Annotated in this window: 15 protein-coding genes (1 of these 15 cut by a window edge); 9 read left to right on the top strand and 6 right to left on the bottom strand. The window is 67.4% G+C overall.

Annotated elements, in window-relative coordinates:
* Positions 1-1,395, top strand: the 3' portion of a protein-coding gene (locus tag PPZ50_RS03335) for a lipopolysaccharide biosynthesis protein (RefSeq protein ID WP_066692945.1). It extends 75 nt beyond the left edge of the window; 1,395 of the gene's 1,470 nt are visible here — the last part of the coding sequence; the start codon falls outside the window, past its left edge; its stop codon occupies positions 1,393-1,395.
* On the opposite strand, the gene PPZ50_RS03330 is transcribed toward PPZ50_RS03335, so the two are convergent.
* Positions 1,382-2,335, bottom strand: coding sequence for a hypothetical protein (locus PPZ50_RS03330; RefSeq protein ID WP_066692951.1), 954 nt, complete (start codon positions 2,333-2,335; stop codon positions 1,382-1,384). The genes PPZ50_RS03335 and PPZ50_RS03330 overlap by 14 nt on opposite strands.
* A gap of 45 nt (positions 2,336-2,380) precedes the next feature.
* On the bottom strand, positions 2,381-2,803 hold the full coding sequence (locus PPZ50_RS03325) for a CBS domain-containing protein (protein ID WP_066693016.1): 423 nt from the start codon (positions 2,801-2,803) through the stop codon (positions 2,381-2,383).
* Between the two features lie 84 nt (positions 2,804-2,887).
* On the opposite strand from PPZ50_RS03325, the gene PPZ50_RS03320 reads away from it, so the two are divergent.
* Positions 2,888-3,190 carry a hypothetical protein gene (locus PPZ50_RS03320; protein WP_066692954.1) on the top strand — a complete coding sequence of 101 codons (303 nt, stop codon included), beginning with the start codon at positions 2,888-2,890 and terminating at the stop codon, positions 3,188-3,190.
* A 275-nt stretch (positions 3,191-3,465) separates the two neighbouring features.
* Here the strand turns inward: PPZ50_RS03320 and rpmG are convergent, their stop codons facing one another.
* Entirely contained in the window at positions 3,466-3,633 is a 168-nt protein-coding gene (rpmG, locus tag PPZ50_RS03315) for a 50S ribosomal protein L33 (RefSeq protein WP_055757016.1), read from the bottom strand.
* 183 nt (positions 3,634-3,816) lie between these two features.
* Between rpmG and PPZ50_RS03310 the strand changes: the two genes are divergently transcribed.
* The 5 genes from PPZ50_RS03310 to PPZ50_RS03290 all read left to right on the top strand — a co-directional run bounded on the left by PPZ50_RS03310 (position 3,817) and on the right by PPZ50_RS03290 (position 7,224).
* A complete protein-coding gene (locus tag PPZ50_RS03310) occupies positions 3,817-4,101 on the top strand; it encodes a hypothetical protein (protein WP_066692959.1) in 285 nt (94 codons plus the stop codon).
* A gap of 12 nt (positions 4,102-4,113) precedes the next feature.
* Positions 4,114-4,674, top strand: a complete 561-nt coding sequence (locus PPZ50_RS03305; RefSeq protein ID WP_066692962.1) for a TMEM165/GDT1 family protein — start codon at positions 4,114-4,116, stop codon at positions 4,672-4,674.
* Between the two features lie 107 nt (positions 4,675-4,781).
* Positions 4,782-5,273, top strand: a complete 492-nt coding sequence (locus PPZ50_RS03300) for a Dps family protein (protein ID WP_272815708.1) — start codon at positions 4,782-4,784, stop codon at positions 5,271-5,273.
* A 140-nt stretch (positions 5,274-5,413) separates the two neighbouring features.
* Complete coding sequence (locus PPZ50_RS03295) at positions 5,414-5,599, top strand: DUF1328 family protein (RefSeq protein ID WP_066692965.1); 186 nt, start codon at positions 5,414-5,416, stop codon at positions 5,597-5,599.
* A gap of 11 nt (positions 5,600-5,610) precedes the next feature.
* Positions 5,611-7,224 (top strand): cisplatin damage response ATP-dependent DNA ligase, encoded by a 1,614-nt coding sequence (locus PPZ50_RS03290; protein WP_066692967.1) that lies wholly within the window; start codon positions 5,611-5,613, stop codon positions 7,222-7,224.
* A gap of 106 nt (positions 7,225-7,330) precedes the next feature.
* On the opposite strand, the gene PPZ50_RS03285 is transcribed toward PPZ50_RS03290, so the two are convergent.
* From PPZ50_RS03285 to PPZ50_RS03275, 3 genes are read right to left on the bottom strand one after another with little or no spacing between them, the layout of a single operon-like run.
* On the bottom strand, positions 7,331-8,131 hold the full coding sequence (locus tag PPZ50_RS03285; RefSeq protein ID WP_126014374.1) for a glutaminyl-peptide cyclotransferase: 801 nt from the start codon (positions 8,129-8,131) through the stop codon (positions 7,331-7,333).
* Between the two features lie 43 nt (positions 8,132-8,174).
* Positions 8,175-9,125 (bottom strand): glutathione S-transferase family protein, encoded by a 951-nt coding sequence (locus PPZ50_RS03280; RefSeq protein ID WP_066692969.1) that lies wholly within the window; start codon positions 9,123-9,125, stop codon positions 8,175-8,177.
* 38 nt (positions 9,126-9,163) lie between these two features.
* Positions 9,164-9,484 (bottom strand): metalloregulator ArsR/SmtB family transcription factor, encoded by a 321-nt coding sequence (locus PPZ50_RS03275; RefSeq protein ID WP_066692971.1) that lies wholly within the window; start codon positions 9,482-9,484, stop codon positions 9,164-9,166.
* Between the two features lie 84 nt (positions 9,485-9,568).
* Between PPZ50_RS03275 and PPZ50_RS03270 the strand changes: the two genes are divergently transcribed.
* Positions 9,569-10,495, top strand: a complete 927-nt coding sequence (locus tag PPZ50_RS03270) for an acyl-CoA desaturase (RefSeq protein WP_066692973.1) — start codon at positions 9,569-9,571, stop codon at positions 10,493-10,495.
* Positions 10,492-10,926, top strand: a complete 435-nt coding sequence (locus PPZ50_RS03265) for a hypothetical protein (RefSeq protein ID WP_066692976.1) — start codon at positions 10,492-10,494, stop codon at positions 10,924-10,926. Before PPZ50_RS03270 ends, PPZ50_RS03265 begins: the two co-directional genes overlap by 4 nt.
* The last annotated feature ends 26 nt before the right edge of the window (positions 10,927-10,952 follow it).

Here is a 10,952-nt window from a genome sequence, read left to right as displayed (position 1 = left end):
CGTTCGGGAAGCCAGATTGTCGGGCAGATCGTGTCGTGGGCGTCGACCTTCCTCGTCATCCGGCTGCTGACGCCGGGCGACTATGGACTGGTCGCGATGACCGGGGTCGTGCTGTTGCTGCTCAACATGCTCAACGGCCATGGCCTAGCCAATGCGCTGATTCAGCATGGCAATGTCTCGCGTCGCGAGGAGCGGCAGGTGTTCGGGATGCTGCTGCTGCTCAACATCGTGCTGGGCGGCGTGCAGTTCGCCCTCGCCCCGCTGGCCGCCGCCTATTATCGCGAGCCGTTCGTCGCCGACCTGTTGCGGGTGCAGGCCCTTCTGTACCTCACCACGCCGTTCAGCTCCTTTGCCTACGCGCTACTGGCGCGGCGGATGGATTTCCATCGGCAGGCGCAGGTCAATCTGCTGTCGTCGCTCGCCGGAGCGCTGGCGGCGATCGGAGGGGCCTATGCCGGCCTTGGCGTGTGGACGCTGGTGCTGGCGCCCGCCACCCTGTTCGCGACGCGTGCGATCGGGCTGATGATCGCCGCCCGTGCCTGGATGTGGCCGAGCTTCGACTTTCGCGGTGCGGGCCATCTCGCCCGCTATGGCGGGATCGTGGCGGGCGCGAGTTTGCTGAGCTTCGCCCAGAGCCAGGCCGATATCCTCGTTGCCGGGCGCTTCTTCGACGCGCATGCGGTCGGTATCTACACCACCGCGCTGTTCCTGACCCAGATCTTCACCAACAAGGTCGTGCCGCCGATCAACGAGGTCGCCTTCTCCGCCTATGCCCGGATGCGCGACGATCCGGCGGCGGTCGCGAACGGGTTCGTCCGGTCGGTGCGGGTGCTGATGCTGGTCGCAGTACCCTTCTTCATTGGCCTGGCGGTGACCGCCGGACCGGCGGTGGCGATCGCGCTTGGGCCGCAATGGGCGGAGGCCGCGCCGCTGGTGACCCTGCTCGGCATCGCCATGCCGTTCATGACGCTGCAAGCGCTTTTCCCTCCGGCAGTCGACGCGATGGGCAAGCCCGGCACCACCGCCGGCACGACCGCGATCGGTGCGATCGTCCTGCCGATCGCCTTCCTGATCGGCGCGCGGTTCGGGATCGAGGGCGTGGCCGGAGCGTGGATCGTCGCGCATCCGATCCTGCTGGCGATCGTCGCCGCGCGGGCGCTGCCGGTCATCGGGTTGTCGGTGGGAGCCTTCGCCCGCGCGGTGGCGCCGGCGTTCGGCGCAGGGGCGGCGATGGCGGGTGCCGTAACCCTGGCCGTCCATGCCGCCGGGCCGCTGTCGCCGGTGCCGATGCTGGCGCTGCCGGTGGTGGTCGGCGGCGCGGTCTATGCCGGCAGCCTGTGGCTCTTCGCCCGCAGCGCGGTGCTCGACGCCTGGGCGATGCTCAGGCGGTCCTGAGCCGTTCGATCGCGGTACGAGTCGCCGCCAGATAGGCGTCGCCATGGAAGCGATAGGTGCCGATGAAGTGGACGAACGCCGGATCGGTCGCGAATGTCGCCCGTCCGAACAGCGCCGCATTCCAGAAGTTCAGATACCGGTCGTACGGCAGCAGCAGCGGATCGCGGCCATTGGCGACGACGAAGTTCGACGTCACCTGCTCGCTGCCCCAGCGCGACCAGCTCGCCCGGCCGATCGCCGCGTCCATCGCCAGCGAGAAACCTTCGGCCATTTCGCGCCCCGGCCCGCCCGGCGCAAAACCGGCAAAGCCCGAACAGCCGCGCACATAATGGAGCGGCCCATGCCCCGGCAGTTCTACCGATCCGATCGCCGCCTCCGCCGCGTCCTGCACATGCAGCCCCGCCGCGCGCGGATCGACGCCGGCCCGATCGCGCGCCAGCTCTGACGCGGTGCGGCGTTCGGCGCTCGCCTCGCCGCGCAACGTAAAATCACGCCCGGCATCGATCGCCGCGCGCACCTCGTGCAGGTCGCCCAGCGTCACCGTGTCCGAATCGACCTGGATCACATAGGCACGGCTGCGCAGGTCGAGGATGGTCAGCAACCGCTCCCATGTCCCGCCGCGCGGACACGGCCCGGTATCGACATCACCGATCGCGATGATGCGCGGACGGTTCAGATGATGCGCCAGCACCGCATGGTCGGCGGCGGTCAGCGTCCCGTCGTCGAGGATGACCACCCGCCCGCGCCCGAGCCGTTGCAGCAGCGACTTCACCGCGACCAGATAGGGCAGCAGCACCGCCGTCCCGATCATCGAGAACAGGATCACGCCATCGTCGCCCGTCGCGATCGGCGGGGTGGCGAGCACGCGCCGTGCCAGCCGGCGGTGCAGCCATTGCTTGACGTGCCAGTTGAGATGTTCGGCGAGCGAGGGAGTTGCCATGATGCCGCTCTATCGCTGCCGCCTTAACCGCCGGTCAACGCGCACTTACGCCTGCTGGATATAGGCGCGCATCGCGTTCGCCTCCGCCTCGATCCCGTCGATGCGATGCTTGACCAGATCGCCGATCGACACGAACCCGACCAGCGCGTCGCGCTCGACCACCGGCAGGTGACGGATGCGTCGCTGCGTCATCAGCGACAATGCGCCGAGGATCGATGCGGAGGGTGGCACGGTCACCACCGGGCTGCTCATCCGTTCGCCGACCGCCATTTCGAGCACGTCCGCACCGACCTCGACCAGCGCGTGCACCACGTCGCGTTCCGAAAAGATGCCGGCGACCCGATTGTCGACCAGCACCGGCACCGCGCCGATGCGATGCTGCGTCAGCAACGCCACCACCTCGCGCACCGGCATGTCGGCCCCGACCGACACCACGTCCCGCCCGCCCGAAATCGCCGCGATCGTCATCGCCCTCTCCTCCTGCGCGGCGGTTCCCTCCCGCATCGCGTCCATGGGGTTGAGAATTCCACGCTTCGCGCCCAATGAAAAGCCATGGCGAACGATCTGGACGACCCCGACTATGCCGCGTTCGCGTGGGCGCGGTTTCGCTGGCTGCTCAAGATCATGGGTGGCGTGTCGATCGTCGCCGCACTGGTCGCGCTGGGCGGCATCTGGTGGTGGATCGGGTCGATGAACTGGATCATCGCCGCCGCGACGCTGGGTGGGGTCGGCGGATCGGTGATGCTGGGCGGTGTGCTGATGGCGCTGGTGTTCCTGAGCAACGGCTCCGGTCATGACGCCGCGGTCGATTCGTTCAATGCCGAGCGCGATCCGGGGCGGGATCCGCGGGAGTAGGCGTCCGGTTGGTCACTTTCGCGAAGGCAGGAGTCCATAAGCGCTTCGTGGCGCGCAGTTCGCGCGCCCATCCCGCGTCACCCCGGGCTTGCCCCGGGGTCCCGCTTCTCTCCGACGCCAGAAGAAGAAGAAGAAGCGGGACCCCGGGTCAAGCCCGGGGTGACGATAGGGAAGGACCAAAATCGCAACCGCCCCAAAACGCAAAACCCGCCGGGAGCCTCAGCCCCCGGCGGGTTTTCGCGAAACGAATCGGCCCGGCTGCGGGCCGGACGCGCTTACTTGATCTTCGCTTCCTTGAACTCGACATGCTTGCGCACGACCGGGTCGTACTTGCGGAAGGTCAGCTTCTCGGTCTGGTTGCGCGGGTTCTTCTTGGTGACATAGAAGAAGCCGGTATCGGCCGAGCTGACGAGCTTGATCTTGACGGTGGTCGGCTTTGCCATGACCCAAAAACCCCTTGGGCATGACGCCCGCAAATGACAATGGAAAGCGACCCGCCACGACGCGGGCTGCTGCAAGTTGGGGGCGCATGCGGCAATCGCGCGCCCGAGTCAAGGCTGGACGCCTTCATCGGAACGTAACCTCTGCATTGCAGGTTGGGATTCAAGAGGATGAAGGAGACGGCAATGCGGATCGAGTCGGTGCATATCGATGCGGAACGGGCGATGACCCGGGGCGGCGCGACCCATCCCTATGCCGAGATCGAGGCGATTCGCGCCATCGCCACCGCCGAATCGAGCCTGCCGGCGCTGTCGGTCCTCGCGCTGGTCGATGCCGCCATCGCGCGCGGCGAGCGTGCCTCGCTGCAGGAATGGACGGCGCTGGCCCGCGACGCGGTTCGCTGCGGGCGCAGCGACGTCGCGACGGCGCAGGCCTATGCCGCCGCCTGTTCGGTACGCCTCGCCGGCTGAACCACGACACGCATGGACCCGCTCGTTCCCGCGCTGGTCGCGGTCCTGCTGGCGGGAGTCGGCGATCGTCCGGCACTGTTGAGCGCGATCCTCGCCGACCGGCACGGATCGGCGGCGACCACCGCCGGCCTCGTCGCGCAGGCGATCGGCTTCGCGCTGGCGGCGGTCGGCGGCATGCTGGTCGCGCCCTATCTCACCCCCAATGCGCGCAGTCTGTTGCTGGCGCTCGCCTTGCTCTCGGCGGGCGGGGCGGCGCTGTTCCCGGCGCGGATCAAGGACCGACTCGATCATTGGCGGCTGCCCGGCTGGCTGACCGGCTTCCTCGGGATCGGCATCCTGGCGCTGGGCGACCGTGCCCAGTTCCTCGTCTTCGCGCTGGTCGCCCGCACGCCCGATCCGGTGGCGGGCACCATCGGCGCGACGCTGGCGACCATCGCCCTGTGCAGCGCCGCCGCGACGCTGGGCGAACGCGGCTGGCAACAATTGCCGTTCCGCGTGATCCGGCCGGTCGTGGCGGGACTGCTGTTGCTGAGCGGCGCGATCATCGGCCTTGGCGCGCTCCGCCTGCTGTGATCCAGCCGGTCGATCAGGCCGACCGATTTTTTTGAACCGACAGCGCGGGAAAGATTCGGCACCGCAATCGTTGCTGAACCGAATCATATCCAGCCGGAGAAAATCCCGTGACCAACCCCGCGCTCGACACGCCGACCGACCTCCCCAACAACAAGGTCGCCAGCGTCGCCGATGGCTTGAACGCCGCCCTGGCCGACTGCTTCACCCTCTATCTCAAGACCAAGAATTTCCACTGGCACGTCTTCGGCCCGCATTTCCGCGACTATCACCTGATGCTCGACGATCAGGCGTCGCAGATCCTCGCGGTAACCGACGTCATTGCCGAGCGCGTGCGCAAGACCGGCAACACCACGCTGCGCTCGATCGGCGACATTTCGCGCCGCACCGCGATCAAGGACAATGACAAGGATTTCGTGAAGCCCGACGACATGCTCGCCGAGCTGCGCGACGACAATCTCAAGCTGGTCGAACGCCTGCGCGAAGCCCGCGAAGCCGCCGAGGATGCCGGCGACACCGCCACCAGCAGCCTCGCCGACGACTGGATCGACGAAGCCGAAGAGCGCGCCTGGTTCCTGTTCGAAGCCGCGCGCAAGGGCTGATCCCTTCCCGCCGGACCATGCCAGGGCCCGCCGGTGCCATCCGCACCGGCGGGCTTTTTGTCGCATCCGGAACCGCACCTGCCCCCCACGCGCTTCTGGGAACAGGGCGATCCTGCCCCCCGTCAAGCCGGAGCACCGACATGTTGAAATGGGCCGTCATCTTCCTGGTACTGGGTCTGGTGCTGGGCGCCTTGGGCTTCGGCGGCGTCGGTGGTGCGTTCGTCGGCATCGCCAAGATCCTGTTCTTCGTCGCCATCGCCATCTTCGCCATATTGCTCGTGCTGGGTCTGCTCGCCGGCAAGGGCGTGAAGAACGCGATCGACTGAAGCCGCCAGCGATGCGCGCCTTTGCCGATCTGCTCGACCGGTTGATCTATACCCGGTCGCGCAACGCCAAGCTGGCGTTGATCGGCACGTATCTGCGCGAGACGCCCGACCCCGACCGGGGTTGGGCGATCGCCGCGCTGACCGGCGACCTTGACCTGCCGGCGGTCAAGTCCGCCGCGATCCGCGCGCTCATCACCGAACGGACCGATCCGGTGCTGTTCGCGATGAGTCGCGACTTCGTCGGCGACACGGCGGAAACCGTCGCGCTGCTCTGGCCCGAACCGCCGCCGGGCAGCGTGACCGATGCCGATCCGCTGACGCTCGATACCGTCGTCACCCGGCTGCGCAGCCTGTCGCGCTCCGACGCGCCGCGCGCGCTGGCCGCCATGCTCGACCGGCTCGAGTCGGACGAACGTTTTGCCCTGCTCAAGCTCGCCACCGGTGGCCTGCGCGTCGGCGTGTCCGCCCGCCTCGCCAAGACCGCGCTGGCGCAGGCGTTCGGTCTCGACGTCGATGCGGTGGAGGAGGTGTGGCACGGCCTCGCCCCGCCTTACACCGAACTGTTCGACTGGGCGGAGGGTCGCGCCGAACAGCCGCATGCCGCCGACCTGCCGGTGTTCCGCCCGTTCATGCTCGCCCATCCGCTCGACGACGGCGTGGTCGACCTTGCCGACTATGCCGCCGAATGGAAATGGGACGGCATCCGGGTGCAGCTGGTCCATGTCGGCGGCGAAACCCGACTCTACAGCCGCGCCGGCGACGACATCACCGCCGCCTTTCCCGAAGTCGCCGCCGCGTTCCGCACTCCAGGCGTCCTCGATGGCGAGTTGCTGGTGCGGGGGCAAGGCCAAGGCGATGCGCTCCACGCCGACGACACCGGCGCGGCCAGCTTCAACGCGCTGCAACAGCGGCTGGGGCGGAAACTCGTGTCGAAGGCGATGCTGGCCGACTATCCCGCCTTCGTCCGCCTCTACGACATCCTGTTCGACGGTGCCGAGGACCTGCGCGAACGGCCCTGGCACGAACGCCGCGCCCGGCTCGAAACCTTCGTCCCCCGCCTCGACCCGACGACTTTCGACCTCTCCCGTCTGATCGACGCCGCCGACTTCGCCGAACTGGCCAACATCCGCAGTCGCGCGCGCGATTCGGCGATCGAGGGCGTCATGCTGAAACGCCGCGACTCCCCCTATGTCGCCGGCCGTCGGGTCGGGCTGTGGTATAAATGGAAGCGCGATCCGCTCGTCGCCGATTGCGTGCTGATGTACGCGCAGCGCGGCAGCGGCAAGCGATCGTCCTTCTATTCCGACTATACCTTCGGCTGCTGGACCGCCGACCCTGCGCAAGGCGGCGAGCTGCTGCCGGTCGGCAAGGCCTACTCCGGCTTCACCGATGCCGAGCTGAAGGACCTCGACCGCTTCGTCCGCCAGCACACGATCAACCGCTTCGGCCCGGTGCGTGAGGTGGAAAAGACCCTGGTGTTCGAGGTCGCGTTCGATTCGATCCACGCGTCCAAACGCCACAAATCGGGCGTCGCAATGCGCTTCCCCCGCATCAGCCGCATCCGGCTCGACAAGCCGGCGGCGGAGGCCGACCATATCGCGACGCTGTTGAAATGGGTGAGCTAACTCACCCACAGACGAAACCGTACCCCCGCGCAGGCGGGGGTCCAGAGCCAAGCGGAACCCACGTCAGCGCATGCGACCCTGGATCCCCGCGTGCGCGGGGATACGCTCAACCCTGCGGCACCGGCTCTAACGCAATCTCGAACAAGGTCGGCCACCATTTCCCGGTCACGAACAAACGCTTCCCCGCCGCATCCCACGCAATCCCGTTCAGCACCGCCTCCGGATCGAGCGGTCCCAGCTCCGCGCGCAGCGGCGCCAGGTTGACCAGCCCGTCGACCTCGCCGGTCGCCGGATCGATCCGCACGATATAGTCGCGGTGCCAGATATTGCCCCACAGCTTGCCGTCGATCATCTCCAGCTCGTTGAGGTTGTGCACCGGGCGGCCATTGGCGGTGATCGTCACCCGCCGCTTCTCCTTGAACGTCTTGGGGTCCATGAACCGCAAGGTCGGCGTCCCGTCCGACAGGATCAGCGAGGTCCCGTCGTTCGCCAGCCCCCATCCCTCGCCCGGATAGCGCGCCCGCCCGACCGACTTGAGCGTGCGTGCGTCCCAACGGTGCGCGATCCCGTCCTGCCAGGTGATGCTGACCAGCTGTTTGCCATCGACCGCCAGCCCCTCGCCGAACTGCAATCCCGGCAGCTTCGTGCGCGCTAGCACCTTGCCGTCGTTCAGCCGCACCCGCCGCACGTCCGACACGCCGGGCTGGCCGGTACTCTCGAACAGGCTGCCGTCATGCCACACCAGCCCCTGCGTGAAGGCGGCGCGATCATGCGGATAGCGTGCGACGATCCGTGCCGAGATGCCCTCGACCGGGACCGGTACATGCGCGGCGGGGGGCGCGCCGGTCTGGGCCACGACGGCGGTGGTGGCGAGCGCAAGGCCCAGCGGCAGTGTCCAGCGGATCATGCGCATGTCTTTCTCGCCTCCTCCTTGCGCGTACCTGAACCGTTCAGAACGGCACCGCCGGGCCGGCCGGCACGATGCCGGTCGGATTGATATCCTTGTGGCTGCGATAATAGTGCGTCTTGATCTGGTCGAGGTCGATCGTGTCGGCGACGCCTGGCAGCGCGGCGATACGTTCGGCCAGCGCGCGCAGCCGCGGATAATCGACCAGCCGTCGGATATTGCACTTGAAATGCCCGTGATACACGGGATCGAAGCGCACCAGTGTCGTGAACAGCCGGATATCCGCCTCGGTCAGCCGCTCGCCGACCAGCCATTCGCCCGTCAACCGATCCTCCAGCCAATCGAGCGATGCGAACAGCGCATGGACCGCTTCGTCATAGGCGCCTTGCGTCGTCGCGAAGCCCGCGCGGTACACGCCGTTATTGACCGTCGCATAGACCCGCTCGTTCACCGCATCGATCTCGTCGCGCAGTTCAGCGGGATAGAAGTCGCCCGGCCTGGCACCCACATCGTCGAACGCGGTGTTCAGCATCCGGATGATCTCCGACGATTCGTTGTTCACGATGCGCCGCTCCTGCATGTCCCACAGCACCGGCACGGTGACCTTCCCGGTCATGTCCGGACCGGCCATGGCATAAAGCTGGTGCAGGTGATCCACGCCATTGACCGGATCGCCGGTCCCGCCGAATGCCCCGGCAAAGCTCCACCCCTGCGCGCCCATCACCGGCCCGACGACCGTCACCGGCAGCATCGCCTCCAGCCCTTTGAGCGCCCGGACGACCAGCGTGCGATGCGCCCAGGGACAGGCAAGGCTGACATAGAGGTGATAGCGATCCGCCGCCGCCGGAACGCCGGTCTGTCCATCCGGCCCCGGCGCCCCGTCGCGCGTCAGCCAGTCGCGAAACCCGCTCTCCGCCCGCTGGAAATTGCCCGACGCATCGGTCGGCGCGACCGGCGTATCATTGGTCCACACCCCGTTTTGCAGCATTCCCATCGGCAATCCCTTCGCATGTCGTCGCGCGTGCAACGCGCTCAGGCCGCGTCGGGGTTCCCGCCGTCCCGCCGAGCCGCACTTTCGCGCTTGAGCGGGCGGGCAACCGGACAGACTTCCTGCACGAAACCGTTCAGCGTGTTGGTCAGATTGTCGGGTACCAGCCGATAATAGACGAACTGCCCGCGCTTCTCGCTGCTGACCAGTCCGGCCGATTCTAGGATCGAGAGATGCTGCGAGATCGACGGTTTCGACATGTCGAACCGCGCCGCAATCTCGCCCGCGCTCAATTCGGCATGCGCCAGATAGGCGAGGATCTTGCGCCGGGGGACCGACGCCAATGCTTCGAACACGCGCTGCATGAAGCGATAGATAGGCGTGGAGCACCGGCTTGACAAATATGCTTCGTTATTTAGGTTATTTCCTAATTATCGAAGGGCTCTGTTATGGCTGATTGCTCGACGTTGCGGATGAAGGCTACCGAAACCAGCTGCGCCGTACACGGGCGGGTCCGCTGGGCGCCCGGACGATCGTTGTGGATCGGCGGCATGACGCTCGCCGCGCTCACCCTTGTCCCGTTCCACACCACCTTCGGCAGCGTGCTGCTGTTCCTCGGCACCAGCGCGGTAACGCTGTGTGCCGGCCATTCGGTCGGGCTGCACCGGTTGCTGATCCACCGCAGCTTCGTCGCACCGCTGTGGCTGGAACGGCTGCTGGTCTATCTCGGTACCTTGGTCGGCATGGCCGGGCCGCTGGGCATGGTCCGGCTGCACGACATGCGCGACTGGGCGCAACGTCAGCCCGAATGCCACCCGCTCCACGCCCATCGCGCGCCGATGCTGCAGGATGCGTGGTGGCAAATGCATTGCCGGCTCGACCTAGACCATCCGCCGTGCTTCGTCCCCGAAGCCCGCCTGCGTGACGACCGGTTCCTGCGCTGGCTGGAGGCGAGCTGGATGGCGCAGCAACTCCCCTGGGCGCTGCTGTTCTTCGCCGTTGGCGGGATGCCGTGGCTGGTGTGGGGCGTGGCCGCCCGAGTCGCGGTCGGCGTCACCGGCCACTGGCTGGTCGGCCACATCACCCACCGGACCGGGCCGCAGGGCTGGGTGATCGACGGCGCGGGGGTACAGGGCCACGACCTTCCCGTCGCCGCGCTCATTACCTTTGGCGAAGCGTGGCACGGCAACCACCATGCCTTTCCCGAATCGGTGAGGCTGGGTGTCCTGCCGGGTCAGCATGATCCGGGCTGGTGGCTGTTGCTGGCGCTGCGGCGCGTCGGCTGGGTCAGCGCGCTGAACGAACCGGCCGACCTGCCGCCTCGCGCCGGGTTGCGGCGAGTGCACGGCGCAACGGTGGTGGAAAGGATCGCGTGAGCGTCGCCGCGCCGTCGATCTGCCGACGTATCGCATCGGTCACCGTGGCGGCCATTGCGGCCGTTGCCATACTGGTTACCGCCTGGGGACTGCGCGAGGTCATCGACCATCGACCGGTTGTCGACGGCCGCCTTCCCGGACTGATCCGGTTGGGGCTGTTCGGGATCGTCTTCGGATCGTTCATCGCCGTGCCGATCTGCCTGATGCTCGGGCTGCCGCTATGGGACTTTGCGATACGGTCGGAGCGACAGCGCCAACGCGACGCGCTGCGTTTCGGGCTGATCGCCGGCGCCCTGATCGGTGCGGTCATGGCGATCGTCGGCGATCCGGGAGCCCGCTGGTTCGACGAACCGCTCGACTTTATCGGCTACTGCGTTACCGGCCTCTGTGCAGGCCGGATCGCCCATCGGCTTGGCTATCCACGACGCTGAACCCCTTCCAGCCACACCCCGTTCGG

It is taken from the genome of Sphingomonas hankookensis, assembly GCF_028551275.1.
Lineage (GTDB): Bacteria > Pseudomonadota > Alphaproteobacteria > Sphingomonadales > Sphingomonadaceae > Sphingomonas > Sphingomonas hankookensis_A.
Note: the sequence above shows the minus strand (reverse complement) of the source record. Positions and strands in the feature narration are given on the sequence as shown.

Excerpts from the sequence above, each read along its gene's own strand:
- PPZ50_RS03310 (WP_066692959.1), top strand. The coding sequence starts at position 3,817 with ATGCGGATCGAGTCGGTGCATATCGATGCGGAACGGGCGATGACCCGG.
- PPZ50_RS03330 (WP_066692951.1), bottom strand. The coding sequence starts at position 2,335 with ATGGCAACTCCCTCGCTCGCCGAACATCTCAACTGGCACGTCAAGCAA.
- PPZ50_RS03275 (WP_066692971.1), bottom strand. The coding sequence starts at position 9,484 with ATGCAGCGCGTGTTCGAAGCATTGGCGTCGGTCCCCCGGCGCAAGATC.
- PPZ50_RS03295 (WP_066692965.1), top strand. The coding sequence starts at position 5,414 with ATGTTGAAATGGGCCGTCATCTTCCTGGTACTGGGTCTGGTGCTGGGC.
- PPZ50_RS03290 (WP_066692967.1), top strand. The coding sequence starts at position 5,611 with ATGCGCGCCTTTGCCGATCTGCTCGACCGGTTGATCTATACCCGGTCG.
- PPZ50_RS03320 (WP_066692954.1), top strand. The coding sequence starts at position 2,888 with ATGGCGAACGATCTGGACGACCCCGACTATGCCGCGTTCGCGTGGGCG.
- PPZ50_RS03270 (WP_066692973.1), top strand. The coding sequence starts at position 9,569 with ATGGCTGATTGCTCGACGTTGCGGATGAAGGCTACCGAAACCAGCTGC.
- PPZ50_RS03325 (WP_066693016.1), bottom strand. The coding sequence starts at position 2,803 with ATGACGATCGCGGCGATTTCGGGCGGGCGGGACGTGGTGTCGGTCGGG.
- rpmG (WP_055757016.1), bottom strand. The coding sequence starts at position 3,633 with ATGGCAAAGCCGACCACCGTCAAGATCAAGCTCGTCAGCTCGGCCGAT.
- PPZ50_RS03305 (WP_066692962.1), top strand. The coding sequence starts at position 4,114 with ATGGACCCGCTCGTTCCCGCGCTGGTCGCGGTCCTGCTGGCGGGAGTC.
- PPZ50_RS03285 (WP_126014374.1), bottom strand. The coding sequence starts at position 8,131 with ATGATCCGCTGGACACTGCCGCTGGGCCTTGCGCTCGCCACCACCGCC.
- PPZ50_RS03280 (WP_066692969.1), bottom strand. The coding sequence starts at position 9,125 with ATGGGAATGCTGCAAAACGGGGTGTGGACCAATGATACGCCGGTCGCG.